The 25,417-nt window shown below is 39.3% G+C and carries 29 protein-coding genes; 22 read left to right on the top strand and 7 right to left on the bottom strand.

Annotated features, from left to right (window positions below; all coding sequences use genetic code 11):
- Positions 1-17 precede the first annotated feature (17 nt).
- The 6 genes from I5515_RS08665 (at position 18) to rdgB (ending at position 6,082) form a co-directional block, all read left to right on the top strand.
- Complete coding sequence (locus I5515_RS08665; protein ID WP_199965839.1) at positions 18-701, top strand: Fe2+-dependent dioxygenase; 684 nt, start codon at positions 18-20, stop codon at positions 699-701.
- A gap of 461 nt (positions 702-1,162) precedes the next feature.
- Entirely contained in the window at positions 1,163-2,860 is a 1,698-nt protein-coding gene (gene leuA / locus I5515_RS08660; protein ID WP_199965837.1) for a 2-isopropylmalate synthase, read from the top strand.
- Between the two features lie 83 nt (positions 2,861-2,943).
- Positions 2,944-4,104, top strand: a complete 1,161-nt coding sequence (gene metX / locus I5515_RS08655) for a homoserine O-succinyltransferase MetX (protein ID WP_199965835.1) — start codon at positions 2,944-2,946, stop codon at positions 4,102-4,104.
- Positions 4,104-4,697 carry a methionine biosynthesis protein MetW gene (gene metW / locus I5515_RS08650; RefSeq protein WP_001217230.1) on the top strand — a complete coding sequence of 198 codons (594 nt, stop codon included), beginning with the start codon at positions 4,104-4,106 and terminating at the stop codon, positions 4,695-4,697. The genes metX and metW overlap by 1 nt, the downstream gene beginning before the upstream one ends.
- The gene (locus tag I5515_RS08645) at positions 4,694-5,281 is read left to right on the top strand and encodes a tetratricopeptide repeat protein (RefSeq protein ID WP_199965833.1); all 588 of its coding nucleotides are present in this window, start codon (positions 4,694-4,696) and stop codon (positions 5,279-5,281) included. Before metW ends, I5515_RS08645 begins: the two co-directional genes overlap by 4 nt.
- A 174-nt stretch (positions 5,282-5,455) precedes the next feature.
- Entirely contained in the window at positions 5,456-6,082 is a 627-nt protein-coding gene (rdgB, locus tag I5515_RS08640; RefSeq protein ID WP_199965831.1) for an RdgB/HAM1 family non-canonical purine NTP pyrophosphatase, read from the top strand.
- A gap of 194 nt (positions 6,083-6,276) precedes the next feature.
- Here rdgB and I5515_RS08635 read toward each other — a convergent pair whose 3' ends face one another.
- Positions 6,277-7,152: an AEC family transporter gene (locus I5515_RS08635; RefSeq protein ID WP_199965829.1), complete on the bottom strand. Its 876-nt coding sequence runs from the start codon at positions 7,150-7,152 to the stop codon at positions 6,277-6,279.
- A 253-nt stretch (positions 7,153-7,405) separates the two neighbouring features.
- Here I5515_RS08635 and I5515_RS08630 point away from each other — a divergent pair, with 253 nt between their 5' ends.
- From I5515_RS08630 to I5515_RS08615, 4 genes are all read left to right on the top strand, one after another.
- The gene (locus I5515_RS08630) at positions 7,406-7,624 is read left to right on the top strand and encodes a Sec-independent protein translocase subunit TatA (RefSeq protein WP_004794775.1); all 219 of its coding nucleotides are present in this window, start codon (positions 7,406-7,408) and stop codon (positions 7,622-7,624) included.
- Positions 7,625-7,636: 12 nt separating this feature from the next.
- Positions 7,637-8,074: a Sec-independent protein translocase protein TatB gene (gene tatB / locus I5515_RS08625; RefSeq protein WP_199965827.1), complete on the top strand. Its 438-nt coding sequence runs from the start codon at positions 7,637-7,639 to the stop codon at positions 8,072-8,074.
- Entirely contained in the window at positions 8,071-8,841 is a 771-nt protein-coding gene (gene tatC, locus I5515_RS08620; RefSeq protein ID WP_199965825.1) for a twin-arginine translocase subunit TatC, read from the top strand. The genes tatB and tatC overlap by 4 nt, the downstream gene beginning before the upstream one ends.
- Positions 8,842-9,019: 178 nt before the next feature.
- Positions 9,020-11,005: a PhoX family protein gene (locus tag I5515_RS08615; protein WP_199965823.1), complete on the top strand. Its 1,986-nt coding sequence runs from the start codon at positions 9,020-9,022 to the stop codon at positions 11,003-11,005.
- A gap of 55 nt (positions 11,006-11,060) precedes the next feature.
- Here the strand turns inward: I5515_RS08615 and I5515_RS08610 are convergent, their stop codons facing one another.
- On the bottom strand, positions 11,061-11,855 hold the full coding sequence (locus I5515_RS08610) for an NRDE family protein (RefSeq protein ID WP_199966071.1): 795 nt from the start codon (positions 11,853-11,855) through the stop codon (positions 11,061-11,063).
- Between the two features lie 93 nt (positions 11,856-11,948).
- Here I5515_RS08610 and lgt point away from each other — a divergent pair, with 93 nt between their 5' ends.
- From lgt to msrA, 8 genes are all read left to right on the top strand, one after another.
- On the top strand, positions 11,949-12,767 hold the full coding sequence (lgt, locus tag I5515_RS08605; RefSeq protein WP_199965821.1) for a prolipoprotein diacylglyceryl transferase: 819 nt from the start codon (positions 11,949-11,951) through the stop codon (positions 12,765-12,767).
- Positions 12,768-12,842: 75 nt separating this feature from the next.
- Positions 12,843-13,202, top strand: a complete 360-nt coding sequence (locus I5515_RS08600) for a hypothetical protein (RefSeq protein WP_199965819.1) — start codon at positions 12,843-12,845, stop codon at positions 13,200-13,202.
- A 10-nt stretch (positions 13,203-13,212) separates the two neighbouring features.
- Positions 13,213-13,578 (top strand): hypothetical protein, encoded by a 366-nt coding sequence (locus tag I5515_RS08595; protein WP_199965817.1) that lies wholly within the window; start codon positions 13,213-13,215, stop codon positions 13,576-13,578.
- 167 nt (positions 13,579-13,745) lie between these two features.
- Positions 13,746-14,588: a thymidylate synthase gene (gene thyA, locus I5515_RS08590; RefSeq protein WP_199965815.1), complete on the top strand. Its 843-nt coding sequence runs from the start codon at positions 13,746-13,748 to the stop codon at positions 14,586-14,588.
- A gap of 44 nt (positions 14,589-14,632) precedes the next feature.
- Positions 14,633-15,142: a dihydrofolate reductase gene (locus tag I5515_RS08585; protein WP_199965813.1), complete on the top strand. Its 510-nt coding sequence runs from the start codon at positions 14,633-14,635 to the stop codon at positions 15,140-15,142.
- Between the two features lie 14 nt (positions 15,143-15,156).
- Entirely contained in the window at positions 15,157-16,212 is a 1,056-nt protein-coding gene (locus tag I5515_RS08580; protein ID WP_199965811.1) for a DUF4105 domain-containing protein, read from the top strand.
- Between the two features lie 148 nt (positions 16,213-16,360).
- Positions 16,361-16,861: an SRPBCC family protein gene (locus I5515_RS08575; RefSeq protein WP_199965809.1), complete on the top strand. Its 501-nt coding sequence runs from the start codon at positions 16,361-16,363 to the stop codon at positions 16,859-16,861.
- Positions 16,862-16,996: 135 nt separating this feature from the next.
- The gene (gene msrA, locus I5515_RS08570) at positions 16,997-17,521 is read left to right on the top strand and encodes a peptide-methionine (S)-S-oxide reductase MsrA (RefSeq protein ID WP_199965807.1); all 525 of its coding nucleotides are present in this window, start codon (positions 16,997-16,999) and stop codon (positions 17,519-17,521) included.
- Positions 17,522-17,578: 57 nt separating this feature from the next.
- Here the strand turns inward: msrA and I5515_RS08565 are convergent, their stop codons facing one another.
- From I5515_RS08565 to I5515_RS08545, 5 genes are all read right to left on the bottom strand, one after another.
- Positions 17,579-17,983, bottom strand: a complete 405-nt coding sequence (locus I5515_RS08565; RefSeq protein WP_199965805.1) for an ExbD/TolR family protein — start codon at positions 17,981-17,983, stop codon at positions 17,579-17,581.
- Positions 17,983-18,603 carry a MotA/TolQ/ExbB proton channel family protein gene (locus tag I5515_RS08560; protein ID WP_199965803.1) on the bottom strand — a complete coding sequence of 207 codons (621 nt, stop codon included), beginning with the start codon at positions 18,601-18,603 and terminating at the stop codon, positions 17,983-17,985. Before I5515_RS08560 ends, I5515_RS08565 begins: the two co-directional genes overlap by 1 nt.
- Positions 18,604-18,646: 43 nt before the next feature.
- A complete protein-coding gene (locus tag I5515_RS08555; RefSeq protein WP_199965801.1) occupies positions 18,647-19,402 on the bottom strand; it encodes an energy transducer TonB in 756 nt (251 codons plus the stop codon).
- A gap of 379 nt (positions 19,403-19,781) precedes the next feature.
- Positions 19,782-20,645 carry a formyltetrahydrofolate deformylase gene (gene purU / locus I5515_RS08550; protein WP_004641036.1) on the bottom strand — a complete coding sequence of 288 codons (864 nt, stop codon included), beginning with the start codon at positions 20,643-20,645 and terminating at the stop codon, positions 19,782-19,784.
- Between the two features lie 75 nt (positions 20,646-20,720).
- Complete coding sequence (locus tag I5515_RS08545; RefSeq protein ID WP_199965799.1) at positions 20,721-21,413, bottom strand: TetR/AcrR family transcriptional regulator; 693 nt, start codon at positions 21,411-21,413, stop codon at positions 20,721-20,723.
- 112 nt (positions 21,414-21,525) lie between these two features.
- On the opposite strand from I5515_RS08545, the gene I5515_RS08540 reads away from it, so the two are divergent.
- The 4 genes from I5515_RS08540 (at position 21,526) to I5515_RS08525 (ending at position 25,407) form a co-directional block, all read left to right on the top strand.
- On the top strand, positions 21,526-22,974 hold the full coding sequence (locus tag I5515_RS08540; protein WP_199965796.1) for a coniferyl aldehyde dehydrogenase: 1,449 nt from the start codon (positions 21,526-21,528) through the stop codon (positions 22,972-22,974).
- A 167-nt stretch (positions 22,975-23,141) separates the two neighbouring features.
- Positions 23,142-23,378, top strand: a complete 237-nt coding sequence (rpmB, locus tag I5515_RS08535) for a 50S ribosomal protein L28 (protein ID WP_000048256.1) — start codon at positions 23,142-23,144, stop codon at positions 23,376-23,378.
- Positions 23,379-23,390: 12 nt separating this feature from the next.
- On the top strand, positions 23,391-23,546 hold the full coding sequence (gene rpmG, locus I5515_RS08530) for a 50S ribosomal protein L33 (protein WP_003654787.1): 156 nt from the start codon (positions 23,391-23,393) through the stop codon (positions 23,544-23,546).
- Between the two features lie 151 nt (positions 23,547-23,697).
- Entirely contained in the window at positions 23,698-25,407 is a 1,710-nt protein-coding gene (locus I5515_RS08525; RefSeq protein ID WP_199965794.1) for a cation:proton antiporter, read from the top strand.
- The last annotated feature ends 10 nt before the right edge of the window (positions 25,408-25,417 follow it).

The following is a 25,417-nucleotide window of genomic DNA, read 5'->3' as shown; positions in this document are numbered from 1 at the left end:
TACTCGCAGGTATCACCGTGATCCACCATATTCCCAATGTATTGAGTAAAGAACAGGTCCAATATTTTCGTGATGAAATGGATAAAATTGAATGGGTCAATGGCAAAGTAACCGCTGGTACGCTCTCTGCAACTGTAAAACACAATCAGCAACTCCCTGAAGATCATCCACTTACCCAACATCTCAGCAATATTATTCTTGAAGCGCTAGGCAAGCACCCATTATTTTTATCTGCCGCAATTCCACTTGATATCATCCCCCCTCTTTTTAATCGTTATGAAAATCAGGAGTCTTTTGGTTTCCATGTAGATAATTCTATTCGTCGCATACGAGGTACGAATGAACGGCTTAGAACTGATTTGTCATGCACTTTATTTTTAAGTGAACCCGATGAATATGAAGGTGGTGATCTTGTCGTAGAGGATACTTATGGCTATCACGAAGTAAAGTTACCAGCAGGAGATATGATTTTATATCCATCTACTAGTTTGCATGAAGTGACTGCTATTACTGCTGGCTGTCGTATTGCTTCTTTTTTCTGGGTCCAAAGTATGGTGCGTGATGATGCTGAACGTCACATGCTTTTTAACTTAGATCAAACCGTACAAAACTTGAGAATGCAGCTAGGTGATAACCATAGTGAAGTGATTAAACTGACTAATATTTATCATAATCTGATGCGAAAGTGGGCTGAACTGTAACTACATTTATTTTTGCCTTATTAAGACTAAATAAATATTTTTACCTAGATATGGCAAAAATATGAAAATTATTTTCCATAAAATCATAAACAGTGCAAAATTAGAAAATTATTTTCTAAACAACTTAATTAAAATTATGATAAGAATTTTGCACAAGGTGTAATCTTATCATTGAGATGTGATATATCTAAATGATAAACATACCAGCAAACCACCAAACTTATTATTTCACGGTCTAGAGATGAAAACGAATTACTTGTTTGCCCCGCCTCTTCAAGCAAGACATCATCTGCAACTCCTGATGCTGCGCCACGCGCGCGTATAAATATTTTGTCTGCTTTTTAAAGCAGCACTTCGAAGTTTCCTTTTATTTTTCTGAATTAGATACCATATATTAAGTAGAGACGTTGCCTTTTTAAATATATCCAGAGCAACTGCGCTACGAGACAAGGAGTTTTCTCATGATGTTGGCTGACCCTAGCAAAAAATACCGCCGTATGTACCAACGAGTGGATTTACCAGATCGCCAATGGCCAAATAACGAAATTACAAAAGCGCCAATCTGGATGAGCACCGATTTACGTGACGGTAACCAAGCAATTTTTGAACCAATGGACATGGAACAAAAATTCAAAATGTTCAAAATGCTTGTAAAAATCGGTTTTAAACATATTGAAATCGGTTTCCCTTCTGCGTCTCAAATTGACTTCGATTTTACTCGCATGTTGATTGAAGAAAATCACATTCCTGATGACGTATACATTGAAGTTTTGGTTCAAGCACGTGATCATTTAATTGAACGTACTTTCGAATCTTTGGCAGGTGCTAAACGCGCGATTGTGCATATTTACAACTCTAACTCTCCAACCTTCCGTCAAAAGGTATTGAATGTAGATGTTGATGGCGCAAAACAATTAGCAATTAATGCTGCTCAAAAAGTTAAAGAGTATGCGGCGCAATATCCTCAAACTGACTGGATTTTCCAGTACAGCCCAGAGTGTTTCTCTGCAACTGAATTAGAAGTCGCTAAAGATGTCTGTGATGCCGTCACAGAAATTTGGGATGCACGTCCTGACCATAAAGTGATTTTAAACTTACCCGCGACTGTAGAAGTTTCTACACCAAATGTTTATGCAGACCAAATTGAATGGATGCATCGTAATTTGGCACGTCGTGATGGCGTGATCATTTCTGTTCACTGCCACAATGACCGTGGCTGTGGTATTGCTGCATCAGAACTTGCGATTATGGCGGGTGCTGACCGTGTTGAAGGTTGCGTGTTCGGTAATGGTGAACGTACAGGTAACGTTGACGTTGCAGCTATTGCGTTGAACATGTACACCCAAGGTGTAGCGCCAGAGTTAGATTTCTCTAACATTAATGAAGTGATTGCAACGGTTGAAGAATGTACTGGTTTACCTGTACACCCTCGCCACCCATATGCAGGCGACTTGGTATTTACTGCATTCTCTGGTTCACATCAGGATGCAATCAAAAAAGGCTTTGAATACCAGAAAAATGAAGAAATCTGGGATATGCCTTACTTGCCAATCGACCCGAAAGACTTGGGCCGTGACTACGATGCAGTTATTCGTGTAAACAGTCAGTCTGGTAAAGGTGGTATCGCTTACTTATTAGAGGCGAACTACAACGTTGTGTTACCTCGTCGTTTACAAATCGAATTCAGTCAGGTTGTTCAACAATATGCTGATGATAATGGTACAGAAATTAATGCAAAAGAAATCTGGACCTTATTTAAAGACACGTATGTTGATGTGAAAAATCACCATTACACAGTCAAAAACTACAGATTATCTGACATTAATGGAACTCAAATCATTGAGCTTGATGTTGATGTCGAAGGTGAAACACAACAACTTCGTGGTGAAGGTAACGGACCGATCTCTGCATTCTTAAATGCGCTTCAATTACCAATTGACGTATTGAACTATGAAGAGCGCAGCATCAGTTCTGGTGCAAATGCGAAAGCATTAACTTTGATTGAGCTTCAAGTTAAAGGCACGGGTAAAGGCTCATTTGGTGCCGGTGTTCATGACAATACAGTCACCTCATCAATTGAAGCAATTATTGCATGTACCAACCGATTGATTGATCAAGGAGTTTTAAGTACAGATCAGGTTGTTGCCGCCGCTGTTTAATTTAAAAAAACTCTTTTGAAAGGATACCTAGCTTGGTATCCTTTCTTTTTATTCCTGAAAGATTTAAAAGGCGAAATGTTCCCGTGTCTTTTCCAGCTGATTCAGTGGGGTTAGTCACTCCGCAAAAGTTCCAATTTGAAGAACCATTACATCTTGAATGTGGTCGTGTTTTGCCACGTTTTGAATTAATGGTCGAAACTTATGGCACTTTAAATGCAGATCAATCAAATGCCATTTTAATCTGTCACGCTCTTTCCGGACATCATCACGCAGCAGGTTATCACCATGAAGATGATAAGAAAGCCGGATGGTGGGATAGCTGTATTGGCCCGGGTAAGGCAATCGACACAAATAAGTTCTTTGTAGTTTCCCTCAACAATATTGGCGGATGTAGCGGCTCAACGGGTCCAATATCTCCAAACCCTGAAAATGATAACCGCCCTTATGGACCTGACTTTCCGCTAGTAACGGTACGCGACTGGGTTAAAACTCAAGCCATGCTTTCTGATCGTTTAGGGGTAAATGCATGGTATGCAGTTGTTGGTGGATCATTAGGGGGCATGCAAGCACTACAATGGTCAGTAGACTACCCTGACCGCTTACAAAAATGTGTGATTATTGCCAGTGCGCCAAAACTTTCAGCACAAAATATTGCATTTAATGAAGTTGCCCGTCAGTCGATATTATCTGACCCGGACTTCCATCATGGTCGTTATTTAGAAAATGATAGCTACCCGAAACGTGGCCTGATTTTGGCCCGTATGGTAGGTCATATTACCTATCTTTCAGAAGAAGCCATGAAACAAAAATTTGGCCGTGATTTAAAATCTGGCAAATTTATGTATGGTTTTGATGTCGAATTTCAGGTCGAAAGCTATCTTCGTTATCAAGGCGAACAGTTTAGCCGTAACTTTGATGCCAATACCTATCTCATTATGACCAAAGCTTTGGATTATTTTGATCCTTCGCGTGAATATAACCATTCGCTCACAGAAGCGATGGGTAAAACAAAATGTCAATTCCTGATTGTCTCTTTCACAACTGACTGGCGTTTTGCACCAAGTCGCTCACAAGAAATTGTAGATGCGCTTATTACCAATCATAAGCCAGTAAGTTACCTTGATATTGATGCTGAGCAAGGTCATGACTCGTTCTTATTCCCTATTCCACTGTATGTCAAAACAATGCGCGCTTTCTTAGGCGGTGAAGAACACTTAAAATCGACATCACTGGAGGCAAGCTAATGCGTATTGATCAACAACTGGCAGAAAAGTGGATTAAACCTGGCTCAAGCGTACTCGATTTAGGGTGTGGTGACGGTGAATTACTCGCTCATATGAGCCAAAAGCATCAAATTCGTGCTTATGGTTTAGAAATTGATCAAGAAAAGATTGCAATTGCCGTCAGTCGCGGGTTAAATATTATTCAACAAGATTTGAATCTCGGTTTAAGCCGTTTTGCCGACCAATCTTTTGACTATGTGGTGATGGCACAGGCTTTGCAAGCCGTAGATGCACCAGATGTTTTATTAAGAGACATGGTGCGTGTGGGTAAACAGGCAATTATTACTTTTCCAAACTTTGCACATTGGAAGACTCGCTCTTTTCTTGCATTAAAAGGTATGATGCCTGTATCGGATGCTTTACCATATATGTGGTATAACACCCCCAATATTCATCTATGTACATTTAAAGATTTCGAAGCACTCTGTGCTGAAAATCAGATACAAATTATTAATCGACTCGCCGTCAATGGAAATCAGCAGGGAAGCCTGTTAAGCAAACATGTTCCTAATTTGTTTGGTGAAGTCGCTATTTATCGAGTGAGTGCACTATGAAAAAGACATTATTTAGCACAATATTTGCAGGACTGCTAAGTATGCAGGCTCATGCAGATTATATCGCCCAGCCACAATCGGTTGCTAGTCAGGCTGCACGCTTTTCAACAATGGGGGTTAATGACCTTCAGAAAGCTGCAAAATCTGGTCAAGCAGGCGCACAATTTTATCTTGGTACACACTACCAATATGGTAAAGATGTAGAAAAAGATGAAAAGCAAGCTTTCACATGGTTCAAAGCAGCAGCTGATCAAGGTTTATCTCCAGCACAATTAAACGTAGGCCGTATGTATGCCGACGGTATTGGTGTTAGAAAAGATGAGTCAATGGCTCGTAAATACTTTGAAAAGGCAGCAAGCAATGGTGATAACCGTGCAAGCTATAACCTCGCCATGATGGAAGAGCAAAAGAAAAACTACGTTGGCGCTTACCAGTGGTATGAACTTTCAACTCGTGATGGCATGCTCGACAATAAAGTAATTAGCCTATCAGAAGGTAAGAAAACTGCTCTTGCTGCTAACTTGACTCAAGAACAAATTCGTACAGCACGTGATCGTGCAGACAAATGGATTCAAGCACAATAATATCGGTTCATCCGAAAAAAGCTTACTCGACTAAAACCACCTTATATAACGTATAAGGTGGTTTTAGTTTTTAAGCATCTCATTTTATTTTCTATTTATTTCCCTCTATATCCTCTTCCCAAAAACACGTAACATAACTCACGTTCAATATTGGTTATAAAGTTTGGTTATCTTATGTCTACCCCACATTGGTTTGATCATGGCAGTTTAGTGCTTGCCAGTAACAACAAAGGTAAAGTCGCAGAGTTTGAAAAACTTTTTGAACAACTCAAATTACCTGTAGAAATCATTCCTCAAGGTCAGCTTAATATTCCTGATGCAGTTGAAGATGGTTTAAGCTTTGTTGAAAATGCCATTATTAAAGCCCGCCATGCTTCTAAAATTTCAGGTAAACCAGCGATGGCTGATGACTCAGGTATCTGTGTTCCTGTATTAGGCGGCGCACCTGGCATCTATTCAGCACGCTATGCTGGAGAGCACGGTGATGATGCAGCGAATAATGCAAAATTACTCAATGATCTTCTGCCATTTCGTAAAGATGGTGAAGTGATTGAAGGCATGTTTGTTTGTGTACTTGCTTTAGTGACTCATGCCGATGATCCTCTACCACAAATTTTCCAAGGCATTTGGCATGGCGAAATTTTAGAAGCTGCACGTGGTGCAAATGGCTTCGGCTATGACCCACTGTTCTGGTTACCAGAGTTACAAGTTTCTAGCGCAGAGCTGTCTAAAGAAGACAAAAATAAGATTAGTCATCGTGGACAAGCGATGCAGTTATTTAGAGAGAGTTTGCAAAAGTAAGCTGATCACATGGCCACAATATGCAGCGTTAAAACATATTAAACTTTGTATAGGCAAATCTTACTTTTCAAAAATGAAAAGTAAGCAAAAATCTTTTGTTAGACTGATGGCACTTCCTTGTGCCACAGTCTAACTGGCGGCATCCATGCCGCCTTCGCACCAGCGAGTGCAGGAAACTTAGAATTAAATAAAGATTAGACGAACAAGTGTAAACACACAGCATAAATCGCAATACACACACAACTCACAATCGTCCCTGAGGCGATATAAGCCGCAGATCTACCCGTTCCTTGATAATGTGTCTCTAGCGCTACAATATTGGCGGCAGGTGGCAAACAAAACATTAAAAACATGACACCGATTTGCTGAGAGATATTTGGAATAGGTAAAAATTTATAGCTCAGTCCACAAAGCATAATCCCACAGGCCACTTTAAATGCTTGTGCTTTTGTACTATAGATTAAATTTTTAACATGAACTCTGGTGTGACGTAACCACATTCCAAGCACACACATACCTGCAAAAGTCATTGCGAACTTCGCAACTTCATAAACCCAATGTATTGCTGGATGTTCAATATGTTGAGCACCTAAAAATCTGAGTACAAGCGCACAAAATATTGAAATACAAGGTGGAGAAGTCAAAACCTTTTTTAATATATTCAGCTTACTTTGCGGTGTGGTAGTTACAGCAGTTACTGCCCAAGCATTTCCAAAAAGTGACATACCAATATATAAAGCCACAATCGGTGCAGTTGCTTTAGGACCAAATAATGCGATGGCAAAAGGAAAGCCTAACCAACCTATATTGGTATAGCTCACACAGAGCGCTAATAATCGATCTTTAAATAAAGCCAGATAGGCAAAGAAAATAATAAATGCTGAACCGAAGCTAAACAGCATTAAACTTAAACTACCGGGTTGATAAAATACTATGTTGTAAATAATAACAACGGGAATGAGTAGACGTGCTAGCCAAGCTGAAAGGATAGGTTTTACAGTTTCTGAAATAGAAGTTTGGGCAAGTAAAAGACCTGTAATAAATGCCAATATTGGGAGCAATAATGCCACGTTCTCTCCTTTTCCCCATTAAAACCAGCCTGTTATGCTACACCTTTTCAAGGTGAAATGTACTTCCCATTTCAAGTAATTTAAACTTTCTCTTTCAAGTCTTTCACTAAAGAAAAAATAAGAAATAAATTTTATAGGAATACTCTTTTTATATTTTGACTATGCCTCGTTGTCTTAAAAATGACATATAAATGTCACATTCTTGTCATGGCAACCTGTTGATATAAAACAAACTGAAAAGAGGTATAAGATCATGGCTGGTTTATCTATTTGGCATGTCGTTATTTTTGCAATTGTCGTTATTTTATTGTTCGGTACATCTAAATTAAAAAATATCGGTAAAGATGTAGGCGGTGCAGTAAAAGATTTTAAAAAATCGGTTCGTGAAGAAGACGAAACTGCTGCTCTTAATACTCCACGTACAATTGATGCCCAAGTCAAAACTCCTGACAGCACATCAGTGAAAAGCTAAAGGTTTTCCACCATGCTTGATGTAGGAATGACAGAGTTACTCTGTTTTGCAATTATTGCAATTTTAGTTTTAGGACCAGATAAACTTCCGGAAGCTGCACGTTTTGCAGGTCGCTGGTATGTTCGCCTAAAACGTTATATTACCAATTTGCAAAATGAGATTGATCAAGAGTTACGTCTCTCTGAGTTTCGAAAAGAAATGCAAGAAGAACTCAACCGCATTGAAGCACTAGAACGCAAAGTACAACAACAGCTTGAAAAAATACAAAAACAGAATACATCCGAAAACTCAGAAAAAGCTGAAGTCATAGAAGCTATGCCTCAGCCCACTCGGATGTATACCCCTGTATCTGGTCATTATGAAGTGCCTTTTCTTGCCAAATTTAGATCTTTGGCAACTCAAACCGACACGTCAGAAACACCTACTGTTAAATTGAAGATTGCCGTATGAACCAACTGCCTTCAACTACTGTAAATACGCAGGAAAATTTAGATCAGATGCCAATTATGAACCATTTGGTCGTTTTAAGGCGTCATTTATTTAGAATTGTCGGGGTAACATTATTTTTATTCTTTTGTTTATTGCCCTTTCGAAATAACACTTACCAATTATTATCTGAACCTTTAAGGTTACAGCTCCCTGCATCATCTTCAATGATTGCAACAGACGTAACCGCAACATTCATGGCACCGTTTAAGCTCAATTTATTTGTCGCACTCGTATTAGCAATGCCATTTATTTTGTATGAAATATGGACCTTTGTGCGCCCAGCGTTGTATCAAAAAGAACGTCATTTAGCGCTTCCCTTACTCGTTGGCAGTATTGTTTTATTCTATGCAGGCGTTGCTTTTGCATACTACATTACACTTCCTGCAATTTTACATTTCTTTATTAGCGTATCGCCTGAAACCGTCGCACCCATGACGGATATTAATAGCTATCTAAGCTTTTGCTTAAAGTTATTTTTAGTTTTTGGTGTCACATTTGAAATTCCAATCGCAACTCTACTCCTTATTTTAATTGGTGTAGTGAATACAAAAAGCTTAGCTGAAAAAAGACGTTTTATTATTGTGGGATGTTTTTTTGTAGCCATGTTTTTGACCCCACCAGATGCTATTTCAATGGTGATGTTAGCTATCCCAATGTGGTTACTTTTCGAAATAGGCTTGCTTTTTGGCAAAATACTTGAAAAAAGAAAAAGCCAGACTACTGAATAAATTAAAACTTTTATCTGAAAAGCCCCAATTTGATATTTGGGCTTTTTATTTTTGAATCTTCCTTTAATTAAACAAACGATAAACTGTCTTCAAAGTGACTTAAAATTGTAAGAAAAGTGTCATTCCCAATCCATAGAATCAATTCAACAAATATACCCACAAAAGTTATGGATTTATTATGACAAATGCTTCTAGCCACCCAACACGTCGCGATATTTTAAAATGGTTTACGGGGATCCCTTTTCTTCCATTAGGTGCGATGGCTACGGCAGCCACGTTAGCAGGCTGTAATGATAGCAATAACGATTCGAACGTTGTTACTCCACCACCAACCGTTAACTTTAAAACTGCAACTTTTACCTCAATGGCTGCACCATCTTTAGCTAACCCAGCAGCAATGGCAACCACAACTGTCGGCTCAACCCTTTCAATTAACTGGGAAGATGGTTCAAAAACTGACTATACATTAGCGTATAAGCCATTTTTTACAACAGGAGACCTTGTTGCAGACGGTAAAGGTGGGAAAATTTTAGCAGGTGGTTATGTTGATATTAATAATCAGCCAATTATTGATAAATCAAAACCTGGTCAAGAACGCCAATTCTTCTCTGACTGTCCAGATGGAAGCTCTTTAATTAGCTTTAAACAAGCAACAGGTCGTGACTTTACCGATGCAGACAAACAAGCTTTAGGTGTTACGGGTAGTCCAGTTTTTCACGTAGTGCAGTTTGAATATACGACTCGTGACCAAAGTTTGATATCTATGTATGGATTACTACCATCTCCAATTGCGATTTTAACTTTAGACCAAGACCCTAAAACTGGTCATTTAACACTTATTAAATACCATAATGTCGATACTTCTAAAGTAAACGGTCTATGGATCACTTGTGGTGCAAGTTTATCTCCATGGGGAACTCACCTTTCTAGTGAAGAATATGAACCAGACGCAAACAATGTTGCTGGAAGCTACTTACCAGTATTTAGCAAAAACTTATTCGGCGATAGCAGCAAAGGTAATCCTTACCACTACGGTCATTTACCAGAAGTGACTGTAAATACAGATGGTACCGGTTCAATCAAAAAACATTACTGTTTAGGTCGTATCTCTCACGAACTTATTCAAGTGATGCCAGATAATCGCACCGCTTTAATGGGTGATGATGCAACCAATGGCGGTTTATTCATGTTTGTTGCAGATAAAGAAAAAGATTTATCTGCAGGTACATTATATGTCGCTAAATGGAAACAAACCTCAGGCGTAGGTGCTGGTGCGGGTGATATTTCTTGGATTAACCTTGGACATGCAACAAGTGCCGAAGTAAAAAGTTGGGCTGATCAATATAAGATTTCAGACCTGATGGATGTAAAAACTTCTGATCCTAAAGATGCAAGCTATACCAAAATCCGTTATAGCGGTAAAGATAACTGGGTAAAACTCGTATCTGGTAAAGAACGTGAAGCGGCTTTCTTAGAAACGCATCGTTATGCAGCCTTGGTTGGTGCAAGTATGGGCTTTACCAAGATGGAAGGCACAACTGTAAATATCAAAGACAAAATCGCTTACTCTGCGATGTCTTACATCCAGACTTCGATGGTTGATAAAACAACTGATATTCAAGTACAAGGTCCAAAAGCTGGGGCAGTTTATGCACATACGTTAAAAGGCAGCCAAGTTGATAACAACGGCCAGCTCATTAACAGTGAATGGGTATCGACTCATATGGAGCCACCGGCAGCTTTAGTAGGTGAAGACCTAACAACTGCTGATGCTTTAGGTAATACTGCAAATGCAGATAAAGTTGCCAATCCAGATAACCTTAAGTTCTCTGAAAACTTACGTACTCTGTTTATTGGTGAAGATAGTGGTATGCACGTAAATAACTTCTTATGGGCATACAACGTAGATACCAAACAATTAAGCCGTATCTTATCAACACCCGCTGGTGCTGAATCAACAGGTCTACATGCTGTAGATGCGGTGAATGGTTGGACTTATATTATGAGTAACTTCCAGCACCCTGGTGATTGGGAAACTCCATTACACGATAAAGTAAAAGCGACGCTTGATCCTCTTGTTCGTGCAAACTTCAAAGACCGTTTTGCAGCAGCTGTTGGTTATATTACGGCAGACCCTGTAGCGCCATCTGTTGTGAAGAAATAATTTTTCAGATCACAATAAAAGAAACCTGCTTTATGCAGGTTTCTTTTATTCTATTTCAAGTTAATTTATCTCTATCGGTTAAAGGTACCTGTTGCTGTACAATTTGACCGCTATGCTCACCTTGTTGGGTCTTTTCCAACCAAAGCCATTCACTATTGGTCATTCTTAAAAAATTTGAACAGCGTGTTCCATACACTGGGCTTTGAATAAAGGTTGATGACAACAACTCTTCCATTTCTGTTTGAATGCCAGTATTTGGTAATAATGCTGTTGTGACCTTACGCTCATCCTCCAGAATATCCCATGCAGCATGTTGCAAGGCTAACTCTTCTGTCTGGTGTTGAAGCATAGGCAGAAACTCTTGAGTAAATCGTGTTCGCAAATGTTTGGTTTTTTCCCAATGATCAGACATCAGGCCATTGGAAACCACATATACCCCATTGGCTAATACTTGAGGAGCTTCACCTCGGTTACTCATATAGACAGCCTGATCAGCATTTCCCATAAACAAATTAAAACCGGCAAAGTTTTGTTGTTGCTGTTCTAATTGCTGTGCAAAACGAATAGGCAATAAATCAGATTCTAAAAAAGCCTGAACCAAATGACCCCGAGAAGTTTCATATGACTTTTGATCCCGTCCATCACGAAAATTGGTCAAAACAGCCCAACGTCCCTGAGGTGTAACCCCCATCCATGTACCACCTGACTGTAAGTCTTGCCCTGCAACAATGGGTGTATGTACCCACGGATGCAACAATGCGGTTGGCCGATGATAGAACTCATCCCGATTTGACATAAGACACAAGGGCATATCATCCAGAACATGCCATGCTAAAGCCACAATACACATCTTTTCTTGTTCCCTATCTTTACACATTGAATGTACAACATTTTTCACATCATTCCGCTACAATCTGTCGAAACGTAAGATCAAGGAGCAGCAATGCTGACCTATCCTAATATCGATCCGGTCGCAATACATCTGGGACCTCTTCAAGTCCATTGGTATGGACTCATGTATTTATTAGCATTTTTATGTGCTTGGGGACTTGCCTCATACCGTGCCAAACAGCGTGATGGCTGGACATCAGACATGGTTTCCGATCTGGTGTTTTACGGTGCTCTAGGTGTCGTTCTGGGCGGTCGTATCGGCTATGTCTTTTTCTATGAATTTGATAAATTCCTTGAAAATCCGATTTGGTTATTTCAAGTCTGGACAGGTGGTATGAGTTTCCACGGCGGCTTTATAGGCGTCATGGTTGCAATGCTATTCTGGTGTAAAAAATACCAAAAAACATGGTTCCAAACCCTCGACTTTATTGCCCCATGTGTACCAACAGGCTTAATGTTTGGTCGCTTCGGTAATTTCATTGGTGGAGAATTATATGGTCGTGCGGTAACAGATCCGAATTATCCATTTGGTATGGTCTTCCCAACCGATCCATTGCACCTAGTTCGTCATCCATCACAAATCTATCAAGCTATTTGTGAAGGTTTACTCTTATTCATTATCTTGTGGTGGTTTAGTTCAAAACCGCGTCCACGCATGGCCGTTTCAGCCCTATTCTTAATGGGATATGGCGTTGCCCGCTTTGTGATGGAATTCTTCCGTCAACCTGATGCCGACCAAGGCTTTATTCTGTTTGGCTGGATGACCAAGGGACAAATTCTCACAGTTCCAATGTTGCTCATTGGTCTTTGGATGATGTGGTATGCCTACCAAAAGAAAATTTTCGATTGGGGCCCACAAAAGAACTCTTAACATTATAAATCAGAGGAGTTTCGGCTCCTCTTTTTTATGCTACAGTTTTTACTCTCCCAAAAATGAAGATATGCCATGCTGGAATTCTGGTTTGACACACAAGTCCCGACATTTAAAAAATTAATTATTTTAATTATTACTTTGGCCATTTGTATTGCGCTATATCAGTACCAACCTTTGCCCTTAGATACAATTTTAATGTTCACTGGAACTGGTGTTATTTTTTTAATATGTCGCTACTTTAAATTACATTTTGCTCAAAAAAATCCGACTGGTTTACTTTATCGTCTACTGACCTGGGTACCTATCGCGCTTTTATTCGCGCTGATTTTTGTTAAAGCTTTACCTAACTTACTCATCTGGGGTGTTCAGGGAATCGCCTTTATGGCTTTAGCAGTTTTTATTTTTTCACCTCAATCACTTCTTAAGAAATAGGTTTAGTTTCATGTTGGCTTATTGGTATAACGCTTCACGTCAAATTAAACTTATTGTCATTATTAGCGTTTGTGCTGCCATTTATGCAGCCAATCAAATTCAGCCTTTACCACCGACCTATACCATACTCAGTCTCGTATTTGGGTTTAGCTTGCATTTCGGGCAATATTTACAAACAAAATTTCCAGATAACAGCGCATATAAATCTAGCTTCCATTTTTTGCTTAGAATTTATCCACTCATTATTATGATTATTTTAATGTGGTTACTTCTCCCTCAACATAACTGGATAGTAGCGATACAAGCCATAGGATTTGTATTGGTCGGCTTTTTTCTGGTTTCGATTTATCAAAATCGGGCTAAACGATTTACCTAAATACGTTAATCAAAAATATCATAGAACCATTTTTAGATTTTCATCTTGGGCTACAACAGGTATCATCTTCAGTGGTTCATGATGAAGCAGTTCAATTGATTCATTATTTATCGTCTGAGCTATCTCCCCCTTTATTTTATGGAAATTAATCCGAACTCGAGAGTGTTATGCGTGCATATTTAGACCTTCTACAACATATCCTTGATAATGGCGGTGACAAAGGCGACCGTACAGGCACAGGAACCCGTTCTGTATTTGGTCATCAAATGCGTTTCGATCTCTCTAAAGGATTTCCGTTACTCACCACGAAAAAAGTTCACTTCCGTTCTATCGTGATTGAGTTACTGTGGTTTTTAAAAGGTGACACTAACGTTCAATATTTAAAAGACAATAAAGTTTCAATTTGGGATGAATGGGCAACAGCAGAACAAACTGCCCGTTTTGGCCGTCCAGAACATGAGCTTGGGCCTGTTTATGGTCATCAATGGCGTAATTTCGGGGCAACCAAAAATGCTGACGGAACTTATAACCAAGATGGTTTTGACCAGATTAAATGGTTAATTAATGAAATCAAAACCAATCCAAACTCTCGTCGCTTAATTATTTCTGGCTGGAATCCAAATGAAGCTGGACAAGTGGCGTTACCACCTTGTCACACGCTCTTCCAATTTTTCGTACAAGATAACAAATTGTCATGCCAGCTTTATCAACGTAGTGCAGATGTGTTTTTAGGCGTACCTTTTAACATTGCCAGCTATGCTCTACTCACTCATATGATTGCTCAAGTGTGTGACTTAGGTGTAGGTGATTTTGTCTGGACAGGTGGTGATACACATCTTTATGTTAACCACTTCGAACAAGCAAAACTTCAATTGACGCGTGAGCCATTACCGCTATGCCAATTGAAGCTGAATCCAGAAGTAAAAGATTTATTTGATTTCAAATTTGAAGATATTGAAATTGCAGGTTATGAGTCACATCCTGCAATTAAAGCACCTGTTGCAGTATAACAACGGCTTAAATTTCATCAAATTAAGGTTTAGAGAAAAAGATTATGGCATGGCAAAATGTAGAAATTGTCCACGTTGTTGCAATGGACAAAAATCACTGTATTGGTAAAGGCAATGCGTTGCCGTGGCATATTTCTGCCGATCTAAAACATTTTAAAGAAATTACACAAGGTGGTGTAGTCGTCATGGGTCGCAAAACCCTTGAGTCTATGGGGCGTGCTCTACCCAACCGTGTAAATTGGGTCATTACCCGTGACATTAACTGGCAATTTGATGGCGTTAAAGTTGCTCATTCGATTGAAGATGCTTTAAATGCAGCTTTAGAAGATGTCAAAAACACTGAAAAACAAGCATTGTTCATTATTGGTGGCGGTGAGATATTCACACAAACTTTGTCAATTGCAGACCGACTTGAACTCACTCATGTTGACTTAGATGTGCAAGGTGATGCACATTATCCGACAATACCGAGTGAATTTCATAAAACTGCGAGTGAGCAGCAAGTTGATGAAAAATCAGGAACTTCATTCGAATTTGCAACATATAAAAAATAATTCTATGGATGCCTATGCACAATATCGGAACACGTGAATTTATTACTGCTCTACTTTTTGGGCTTTTACATAGTCTATTCACGCTGTTTATTGTGTTTTCTAGCATTTGGGTCTGCATAGCACTCTGGGTTCAACAACCTTTTGGCTGGTTAGGCAGCCGTATACTCATCGGTATCTGGGTTGCCTTTGCATTGAGTATGGCTGGCTTATATGTCAACGGACATATTATTAGCCGCCGTACGGACATCTTGATCTATCTCTTAGCGTTTGCCTGCTCTCTTATTTGGTATTTCTCTATTACTGCACGCCAAGACCGTGACTGGAATCCTGAAGTTGCCAATATGCTGAGCTACGAAAAGCACGGTGATGTAATCACTCTGCATAATGTTCGTAATTTTAACTGGCATCCTGATGGAACTTATGATGTACGCTGGGAAACTCGAACTTTTGATCTCAACCAGTTAAATGGAATAAATATCATTACTTCTTACTGGATGGGGCCACAAATTGCTCATACGCTGGTAAGCTTCGAATTTGTCCATCAACAACCTTTAGTGTTCTCCATTGAGATTCGAAAAGAAAAAAACGAAGAGTTTTCTGCAATCGGTGGCTTTTTTAGAAAATATGAACTTAGCTTAATTGCTTCTGATGAAAAAGATATTGTCTATACGCGCAGTAACGTCCGCAAAGAGCAAGTTTATAATTTTCCTATCAATATGCCTCGGTCTGAACAAAAAGCTTTATTTTTACAATATCTAAAAAAATCAGATGAACTTCGTGCAGAACCTAAGTGGTACAACACTCTCACAAGTAACTGTACAACCTTGATTTTTGATATGGTTCAAGCGATTAACCCCTATCAGCTTCCTAAAGATTATCGTTTAATTGCCTCTGGTTATTTACCTAATTATTTATATGATCTTAAAGCGCTGAATCAAAATATTAGTTTAGATCAATGGTACCAAATTGCGCATATCAACCCACGTACTGAGCATTTTGAACAACTTTCAGATCAGAGTGGCGAACATTTCTCTCAAATCATTCGACAAGGCTTACCCAAAGCTGACTAGAGTCTGTTTGATATTTTACAGACTCATTTCGCCAAATATCAGCAGATCGCTTTAATCGCCTTGAAAACTATCTGCAAGAATTACCAAGTAATTCCATAACTTCTTCAAATTTAGAATTAACCAATTTTCTAACTAAAGGAAAATAATCATGAAAGAAACAATTACACCATTTAGTATTTCTAGAGTATTTAATGCACCTCGTGATCTTGTATTCAGGGTACATACTGATATTAATCACTTACAAAATTGGATGAGTCCAAAAAATTTCAAAGTCATCCACACTTCAATGGATTTTAGAGTTGGTGGCACTTATCACTATGGGTTAGAAGGACCCGATGGAACACAAATGTGGGGAAAGCAGGTGTTTCGTGAGATTGTACCCAATGAGCGATTAACGTTTATTCAATCTTTCTCAGACAAAGACGGTAATAACACACGACACCCCATGTCACCGACATGGCCATTAGAAATGTTAGCCACCACAACTTTTGAAGATATTGATAATATAAAAACAAAAGTCACAATTACTTGGCAACCGTGGAACTCTGACGATGTTGGGAACTCAACTTTTGATTCTGCTCGCGATGGAATGGTACAAGGATTTAATGGAACATTCTCCAACTTAGAAGCTTATCTAAAAAGCCTTTAAATATAGAAGATCTGTTAGTGGATATCGAAAACTGAATAAGTTACTCTCTTTTTCTTTACTTTTTTATACATGCTTTATTTTGTATTTTAAATACATAACCCCTATTGTAATAGGCAGGAAATAGAGGAAAAAACAATGCAACAGGCCTTATTTGGCGGCGGCTGCTTTTGGTGCGTCGAAGCCGTTTTTTTACAGATTCGTGGTGTAGAAAAAGTAACAAGTGGTTATGCGGGTGGGCATACAACTCATCCAACCTACGAGCAAGTGTGCCAAGGAGATACTCAGCATGCTGAGGTTATCTTGGTAGATTTTGATGAAGAGCAAGTGACCTACTCCCAGTTACTCGATGTGTTCTTTGCGACTCATGATCCAACGACTTTAAATCGCCAAGGTAATGATATCGGCACGCAATACCGCTCTGTTATTTACTATTATAATGAAGAGCAAAAGCAAGTAGCAGAACATACGATTCAAACGCTAAAAGATGATGATCTTGATATTGTGACTGAACTGTCTCCTGTCCCGACGTTCTATCCAGCCGAAGAATATCATCAAAATTACTATGCAAAAAATCCTTCACAAGGTTATTGCAACTTTGCGATTCCACCTAAGCTGCTCAAGTTATATAGTAAATTCCAACACCTCATGAAAGATCAATAAATTAAAGCAATAAAAAAGCAACCAATGAGGTTGCTTTTTTATTGAGTGAACTAAATTTTAGTTTTCACTTACAAAGGCAATATCGCTCAGTCCGGCTTCACTGGCGCGAGACATTACCTGTGCAACAGTATCGTACTTCGACTCTTTATCTGCACGAAGCTGAACTGTTGGTTTAACATCACCTTGACCTGCTTCTTTAAAACGTTTTTGAAGCTCATCAAGGCTAATTACTTGAGTATCCCAAGCCACTTCACCATTTGCATTAATACTAATCGTAATAGCTTTTGGTGGTGGATCAATAATTTCAGCAGTTGTTTTAGGAAGCGTTAATGGAATCGATGGGTTGGCAACTGTTGCTGTGACCAAAAAGATGATCATTAACACCAACATAATGTCGATTAGCGGAATGAGGTTCATCTCATTTATGCCACTATCGTGGTCTTCACCCAATTGAAAAGCCATTAAGCTTGACCTCCAACATAACTTTGCTCTGCAGTTTTAACATCAGACTTTACAGTTGAGTCTTGCTGCAACATGGTGTCGATTAACAAACTGTGTGCTTGATCTTGTAAGTCATGAGCAAGACCACGGTTAGCACGTACACAGATGTTATAAGCCAATACAGCAGGAATCGCAACTGCAAGACCAAGACCCGTCATAATAAGCGCTTCACCTACTGGTGTAGCCACTTGAGCCAAACCTGCTTGTCCACTTTTACCGACTGCAACAAGTGCATGGAAAATACCCCATACCGTACCAAACAAACCAACGAATGGTGCGATTGAAGCAATTGTTCCTAAAACAGAAATACCTTTTTCAGCATTGACTTTTTCAGCAGAAATTTGACGAAGTAGAGCCTGTTCTGCAACCGCTTTACGCTGTTCAAAAGTCAAAGGTTGTAACTTTGCTTTTAGCGAAGTAATAGCCTTTGAAAGTTGAGCATAAGCTTGTTGTTTTAATTGGCGAGTCCCCATCAAACGCAAGATGAAAACTGTCCAAGTAGCAATCGACATTGCCAATAAGATGAAATACAGGGTTTTACTCACTGCATCTGCATGTTGCCAATAGATTGAAAAGTTCATATTGAACTCCTGATTAAGGTTAGCCGTTGGGACTCAAATTCATTTAAGGGGTTAAATCAAAGGGTTGCTCAGCTTTAATTGGGTAAGCAACCCCATTTTCCATATAAGGTTTAAATTTCGCACCGCGAACAGCACGGACAACTTTGTCATCTAGACTTGAAATGCCACTACTTCTCGTCACGCGTACATTGATAATCTTGCCCTTTTCATCGGCTTCAATCAGTACCATGACAGAACGTGCTTCGCCTTGTAAATCTTTTGAAGAAACAGTTAAACGTGGTGAGCGGCTCCATTGCACACCCGAACCACCAATTGAAACTCGTTTCGGTGATGGATCTGGAGCAGGTTGAGCTTTGGGTGCTTCTTGTACTACTGGTTTTGGTTTTTCAACGACTTTTTCAGTCACTGTAGTCCTTGGAGTGACTATTTTGGGTTCAACTTTTGGTTCTGTCTTTACTGCTTGTTTAGGAGTTTCAGCCTTTTTCACCTGCTGGATTTTTTCCACTGGTTTCGGTGGTGTTACAGGTTTTTCAACAACTTTAACCTCTTTCACTTCTTTTTTAGGTTCCGGCTTTTTAGGCGGTTCTTTTGGTTTCGGTGGTAAAGGCTTTGGTTGCTCTTGAATTTTAACGAAGCGGACTTGTAAAGGTTTCTTATCAATTGGCTTTAATTCAGCAGGCTTAATATGGCTGACTGCCCATAAGACCCCGATATGACCAATTGCAACCGCAATTAGTGCCGTGATGACTTTCTTTTTCATCGGATTGGGAGAGTTTAAGGCTGCGGAAGATTGACTCATAAGAATCTAATTACCTAATGGATGATGATTTCAAATTTCTATTTATAGAAACGATTTCAAACATCGGATAGAACAATAAAGTGCCACAATAATAAATGAGAAGTGTTTTCATTTGCAACTATTTTTTGAGAAAAACATTTACTCTGCGTTAGGTACTGGTACCAGCTGAGCGTCTTTGCTTTCGTTCTATCATAGTTACACCAATAGATATCCTCTGTTCACAATTTGTTTAGTCAAACTTAAATAGTTTAGCTATTTGTACCATGAACCAGTTCAATCCTACATAAATCCACTCAATATTGATATGTTATATTATTTCAATATGTTTTGGATATAAAAAAACACGCAAGAAGCGTGCTTTTTTTATAAGAAGTGTTATTTAAAAAACAACCGTCTTATTACCATCTACAATAATGCGGTCTTCTAAATGCCATTTCACTGCGCGAGCTAAGACATTACGCTCTACATCTTCACCCAACTCACGTAATTGCTCAACATTATAGTCATGGCTTACACGCTCAACGTCTTGCTCAATAATTGGACCTTGGTCAAGGTCAGCAGTCACATAATGAGCTGTCGCACCAATCAACTTCACACCTTTTTCATAAGCTTGCTTATATGGATTTGCACCCACAAATGCTGGCAAGAAAGAATGGTGAATATTGATGATTTTCATTTCCCATTTCGCAACAAAATCTTCGCTTAAAATCTGCATGTAACGTGCAAGAACGAGCAAATCATTGCCTTGCATCATTTCATCAATTTGCGCATAAGCTTCAGCTTTATTGTCTTTAGTAACTTTAATTACAGAAAATGGAATACCGAAGTTTTCGACAGATTCACGTAAATCTTCATGATTTGAAATGACATGAGTAATTTCACAAGGTAACGAACCGCGTGCATGACGCCATAACAACTCAAGCAATGCATGGTCAACTTTAGAAACTAAAATACCAACTTTTTTAACGTCGCCTACGAAAGCAAGACGCCATTGCATGCTATAACGCTCAGCAACATTCGCAGCAAAAGTCTGAATTAAAGCATCTTTACGTGACTGTAAATGGTCAAGCTCAAATTCAACCCGCATGAAATAACGTCCGCCCTGAGCTTCCGTCGCATACTGATCAAGCGCGGTAATGTTTGCACCTTGATGATACAAAAAGCTCGATACCGCTTGTACGATCCCTGGCTTGTCTTCACAAGTAATCAGTAAACGGGCTGTATTGGCAGTGGTCATATTCATTTGGTTAATATCACTTAATTGAGACAAATCTTTTAATAGGCCGAGTATTCTAGCGCCCTAAATAAACAAGCACAACTATTCGTCTTTTAACGATGACAAGCTGGCAAATAGATCTGAAGGGCCAAGAGACTCAAGTAACTGCTCATAAGTTGCTCGGCTTTCCCCCATAAGATAAGGGCCTTCAAGGAAAACCATTTGGCGTAATGCTTGCCAAACCCATTTTTCTTCTAAATGGTTATTGTCACTAATATGGCCAGACATATATAAAAAATTTGTCCAGTTTGTTAATACAATCCAGAGGTTAATAATGAGTGCCTCAATTTCCGATGCCGTCATTTTCATAAGACCTGCATCTACAAAAGCCTGATAAATCTTTTGCCCCTGCTGCATGACCTGCCCAGCAAAACGCGGATAAATCTTTTTAAAGTCTTCGTTACTTTCAACTAAATGATACACATCACGATGAATAAAACGGTAGCTCCACAACTGGCCACTGAGCACTTGAAAATAGTTGATTTTATCATTGGTCGTTAATGGTCTATCGTCAGGTAAAGAAAGCAATTCCAAAGTCTCGGCCTGATATTGATACATTAACTCCTTAATGATTTCATGCTTATTCCGAAAATGATAATACAAGTTTCCGGGACTGATGCCTAACTCCGCAGCAATATGATTGGTTGTAACCGACCGTTCACCTCGTTCGTTAAAAAGCTGCAAACTGATTTGTAAAATCCGGTCTTTTGTCTTCAGAGCTTTAGGTTGAGACATTTTAATAACCTTTAATAATTCAAATGGTTAAGACTTGAACACATAAACTGACTTGACTATTTAGAGTATTTACTCTAAAAAATAAACATATCAATGTATTTGGTAAGTACCGATGAACATTCAAACAAAAACAAATCCAGAGACTCAGCTTCCTTATGATGTTAAGCATTTACATGATTTGCTTGAACAACAAAAGGTTGCTTATTTACGTCATCCGGTACCCACTGCTAAAGAGCGTATTGATCGTTTAGCTCGTCTTAAAAGAGTCTTGGTAAAATATCAAGATCAGATTGCCGACGCAATTAACCTTGATTATGGTAATCGTGCAGTTATGGAAACAAAAATTGGTGAGTTACTCACCAGTTTGGAACAAATCAAATATTACAGTAAACATTTGACAGCGTGGATGAAACCTTCAAAACGCCATATCAGTGTATTACATCAACCAGCAAAAGGTTGGGTACAATATCAACCTATGGGTGTAATTGGTATTATTACACCATGGAACTACCCATTACTTCTTTCCGTTGGGCCATTAATCTGTGCGCTGGCAGCGGGCAACCATGCCATGATCAAAATTTCTAGTGCCTCTCCCAATTTTGGGCGAGTTCTTGAAAGTGCATTAGCAGAAGCCTTTCCACAAGAATTAGTTGCCGTGGTTAATGGTGGTGGCGTGATTTCAGATACTTTTAGTCATTTGCCTTTTGACAAAATGATCTTTACTGGCTCAACTTCGGTTGGTAAAACCGTCATGGCAGCCGCAGCTCAAAATCTGGTTCCGGTTATTCTTGAGTTAGGTGGAAAATCTCCTGCCCTTGTACATGCATCTATAGATATGAAAGATGTAGCTCAACGTATTGCTGTAGGTAAATTATGGAATGCAGGACAAACTTGTGTTGCACCTGACCATATTTTCTTACCCCGCGGAAAAACTGCCGAGTTCATCGAAAACTTTAAATTGATTGTCGCTGGTATGTATCCGCATTTCCGCACCAATCAAGATTACACTTCTATTATTAATGACAAGCAATATAACCGTATTCAGGGCTACCTTGAAAATGCCCGCGATCAAGGTGCTCGTATTATTGAAATTAATCCTCAAAATGAAATTTTAGAGGATGTCCGCAAAATTGCACCGACTTTAGTTACAGGCGTAACGACTGCAATGGATATTATGCAAAATGAAATTTTTGGTCCTATCCTACCCATTTTAGAATATGACCAAATAGAAGAAGTCGTCGAATTCATTAATAGTCGTCCACGTCCTTTAGCAATGTATTATTTTGACTATGATCAAGCGCGTGCTGACTATATTGCACAGCACACCCACTCAGGACATTTCGGAATCAACATGGTGATTACCCATGTGGCTCAGGATGATTTACCGTTTGGGGGAATTGGTGCATCAGGTATGGGTAAATATCACGGACCAGAGGGCTTTTTTAGCCTTTCTCATGAACGTTCAGTGATGTCTAATCCAAAACTTTATAGCCTTAAATACATTCTTCCACCGTTCAATAAGCCCATTCATCGTTTCATTTCGAAAACCTTGTTGCGCTAACTGATCAAGGCATGATCTGTTATACTAAATCATGCCTCGTTTTTACCAATTCCGCTTGTCTTTTAATCGTATTTTTGGTATAAAACGCCCCTTGAATGAATTCATCCGTTTACATTTAGTATGACTGGCCACAGATTTGCTGTTGGCTGAATCAATGGAGTTACACCATGTCTAAGGTTTGCCAAGTTACCGGCAAGCGTCCAGTCGTTGGTAACAACGTCTCACACGCCAACAACAAAACCAAGCGCCGGTTCGAGCCGAACCTGCACCACCACCGTTTCTGGTTAGAAAGCGAAAAACGTTTTGTACGTCTTCGTTTAACCACTAAAGGTATGCGTATTATTGACAAATTGGGTATCGAAAAGGTTGTTGCAGACCTTCGTGCTCAAGGTCAAAAGATCTAAGGAGTCTGAACAATGCGTGATAAGATTCGTCTCGTTTCTACAGCTGGTACAGGTTATTTCTATACCACGACTAAAAACAAACGTACTATGCCGGAAAAAATGGAAATCAAAAAATTTGATCCAAAAATCCGTCAACACGTGATTTTCAAAGAAGCTAAAATCAAATAATTTTAGCCTCGAAAAAAAACGACTTCACAATGGGGTCGTTTTTTTTTGCATTTTTTTTATACCTAGCTTTTTTTTGTTAAACTTTCTCCATATTTCGCCTTGGCATTTTTTATGCTTGTCTTTAGCCTAACTCACGTAAAAGGAGTTTTTAGTGCCGCATGACGTAGATTTAATTATTTTACTTGCTGTTGGTTTCGGAGTTGCCCTCTTTTTTGGCTATATTGCAGCCCGATTACGACTCCCCCCTCTTATCGGCTATTTAATTGCCGGAATTATTATTAGCCCAAATACCCCGGGCATTGAAGCAGATATTCATCTTGCTAACCAGCTTGCAGAACTCGGAGTAATGTTCCTGATGTTTGGTGTCGGGATGCACTTTTCATTAAATGACTTACTACTTGTTCGTCGTATTGCCGTACCCGGTGCAATTTTACAGATTGCAGTTGCTACCCTACTGGGCATTGGCGTATCCATGCTATGGGGATGGAGCTTTGGCTCTGCACTCGTTTTTGGCTTAAGTCTATCGTGTGCGAGTACAGTTGTTTTATTAAAAGCTTTAGGAGACCGAGGTCTTTTAGATTCAGTCAACGGTAAAATTGCTGTGGGTTGGCTGTTAGTTGAAGACTTAGTAATGGTACTTGTTTTAGTACTCCTTCCAGCTACAGCAGTTTTACTCGGCGGAAAAGCACCGGAAGGTGCCAATGGCAATATTTGGTTAACCCTTGGGCTGACTTTATTGAAAGTCGTTGGCTTCATTGCCTTTATGCTTATTGTAGGTAAACGCGTTGTTCCTATTATTATGCAATTTGTTGCACGTTTAGGTTCAAGAGAGCTATTCACGCTTACTGTCGTAGCTGCTGCTGTTTCAATCGCCTATGGTTCTTATGCGATCTTTGGGGTTTCTATGGCATTAGGGGCATTCTTTGCGGGAATGGTTGTTAAAGAGTCAGACTTTAGCCATCGTGCTGAAGAAGAAACTCTCCCCCTACGTGAAATTTTCTCGATTTTATTCTTTGTCTCTGTGGGTATGCTGTTTGACCCACATATTCTTGTTGAACGTCCGCTACATATTCTGGCAGTCATTGCAATTATCATGATAGGTAAAACTCTTGCCGCAATGGCTTTGGTTTTATTCTTTCGCTACCCACTTAATACAGCCCTCACAGTTGGTGCGAGTTTGGCCCAAATTGGCGAATTCTCGTTTATCTTGGCAACATTAGGCGTATCTTTAGGCTTATTAACGCTAGAAGCACAAAATCTGATTCTAGCTGGTGCTTTATTTTCAATTACGCTCAATTCTTTTATATTTTCAGCCATTGAGCCTGTACAACGCTGGATTCGTGAGCGTTCTCATTTAGCCCGGCTTCTTGAGCGTAGTGGTGACCCATTAGCAATGTTACCCGATGAAGTTGATCAAGCTTACTTACGTGATCAAGTTGTCATTGTTGGATATGGCGGTGTGGGACGACGTATTACTGAAAATTTAATTAATGAGAATATTAAAGTCGTTATTGCCGAAGAGAATCGTGAAATCGTAGAAAAACTACGCCAGTCGAATATTGCTGCTGTGAGTGGTGTTGCAACCGAACCAAGTGTTTTAATTCAAGCACATATCATGCATGCAAGACTCTTGGTGATCTCACCTATGGATATTTTAGATATTCACCGTATTGTGGCGATTGCTAAGCAATTAAATCCTCAAATTCAGGTATTAATTTGCGCAGAAAGTAAAGAAGAAGCGGCTATTATCCGAGACGAGAATATTGGTGAGGTGTTCTATGCCAAAGAGGAAATGGCAAAGAATATGAGCCATCATATATTAAATCAGATCGAGCTTGCCCATCAGTCAACTATTCATTAACCCTATATAA

This window comes from Acinetobacter calcoaceticus (assembly GCF_016508255.1).
Lineage (GTDB): Bacteria > Pseudomonadota > Gammaproteobacteria > Pseudomonadales > Moraxellaceae > Acinetobacter > Acinetobacter calcoaceticus_E.
Note: the sequence above shows the minus strand (reverse complement) of the source record. Positions and strands in the feature narration are given on the sequence as shown.

Excerpts from the sequence above, each read along its gene's own strand:
- rdgB (WP_199965831.1), top strand. The coding sequence starts at position 5,456 with ATGTCTACCCCACATTGGTTTGATCATGGCAGTTTAGTGCTTGCCAGT.
- I5515_RS08575 (WP_199965809.1), top strand. The coding sequence starts at position 16,361 with ATGAAAGAAACAATTACACCATTTAGTATTTCTAGAGTATTTAATGCA.
- I5515_RS08610 (WP_199966071.1), bottom strand. The coding sequence starts at position 11,855 with ATGTGTATTGTGGCTTTAGCATGGCATGTTCTGGATGATATGCCCTTG.
- metW (WP_001217230.1), top strand. The coding sequence starts at position 4,104 with ATGCGTATTGATCAACAACTGGCAGAAAAGTGGATTAAACCTGGCTCA.
- lgt (WP_199965821.1), top strand. The coding sequence starts at position 11,949 with ATGCTGACCTATCCTAATATCGATCCGGTCGCAATACATCTGGGACCT.
- I5515_RS08580 (WP_199965811.1), top strand. The coding sequence starts at position 15,157 with ATGCACAATATCGGAACACGTGAATTTATTACTGCTCTACTTTTTGGG.
- rpmB (WP_000048256.1), top strand. The coding sequence starts at position 23,142 with ATGTCTAAGGTTTGCCAAGTTACCGGCAAGCGTCCAGTCGTTGGTAAC.
- I5515_RS08555 (WP_199965801.1), bottom strand. The coding sequence starts at position 19,402 with ATGAGTCAATCTTCCGCAGCCTTAAACTCTCCCAATCCGATGAAAAAG.
- tatB (WP_199965827.1), top strand. The coding sequence starts at position 7,637 with ATGCTTGATGTAGGAATGACAGAGTTACTCTGTTTTGCAATTATTGCA.
- I5515_RS08600 (WP_199965819.1), top strand. The coding sequence starts at position 12,843 with ATGCTGGAATTCTGGTTTGACACACAAGTCCCGACATTTAAAAAATTA.
- I5515_RS08630 (WP_004794775.1), top strand. The coding sequence starts at position 7,406 with ATGGCTGGTTTATCTATTTGGCATGTCGTTATTTTTGCAATTGTCGTT.
- I5515_RS08560 (WP_199965803.1), bottom strand. The coding sequence starts at position 18,603 with ATGAACTTTTCAATCTATTGGCAACATGCAGATGCAGTGAGTAAAACC.
- msrA (WP_199965807.1), top strand. The coding sequence starts at position 16,997 with ATGCAACAGGCCTTATTTGGCGGCGGCTGCTTTTGGTGCGTCGAAGCC.
- purU (WP_004641036.1), bottom strand. The coding sequence starts at position 20,645 with ATGAATATGACCACTGCCAATACAGCCCGTTTACTGATTACTTGTGAA.
- I5515_RS08565 (WP_199965805.1), bottom strand. The coding sequence starts at position 17,983 with ATGGCTTTTCAATTGGGTGAAGACCACGATAGTGGCATAAATGAGATG.
- I5515_RS08545 (WP_199965799.1), bottom strand. The coding sequence starts at position 21,413 with ATGTCTCAACCTAAAGCTCTGAAGACAAAAGACCGGATTTTACAAATC.
- tatC (WP_199965825.1), top strand. The coding sequence starts at position 8,071 with ATGAACCAACTGCCTTCAACTACTGTAAATACGCAGGAAAATTTAGAT.
- I5515_RS08540 (WP_199965796.1), top strand. The coding sequence starts at position 21,526 with ATGAACATTCAAACAAAAACAAATCCAGAGACTCAGCTTCCTTATGAT.
- leuA (WP_199965837.1), top strand. The coding sequence starts at position 1,163 with ATGATGTTGGCTGACCCTAGCAAAAAATACCGCCGTATGTACCAACGA.
- I5515_RS08585 (WP_199965813.1), top strand. The coding sequence starts at position 14,633 with ATGGCATGGCAAAATGTAGAAATTGTCCACGTTGTTGCAATGGACAAA.
- rpmG (WP_003654787.1), top strand. The coding sequence starts at position 23,391 with ATGCGTGATAAGATTCGTCTCGTTTCTACAGCTGGTACAGGTTATTTC.
- I5515_RS08615 (WP_199965823.1), top strand. The coding sequence starts at position 9,020 with ATGACAAATGCTTCTAGCCACCCAACACGTCGCGATATTTTAAAATGG.
- thyA (WP_199965815.1), top strand. The coding sequence starts at position 13,746 with ATGCGTGCATATTTAGACCTTCTACAACATATCCTTGATAATGGCGGT.
- I5515_RS08595 (WP_199965817.1), top strand. The coding sequence starts at position 13,213 with ATGTTGGCTTATTGGTATAACGCTTCACGTCAAATTAAACTTATTGTC.
- I5515_RS08645 (WP_199965833.1), top strand. The coding sequence starts at position 4,694 with ATGAAAAAGACATTATTTAGCACAATATTTGCAGGACTGCTAAGTATG.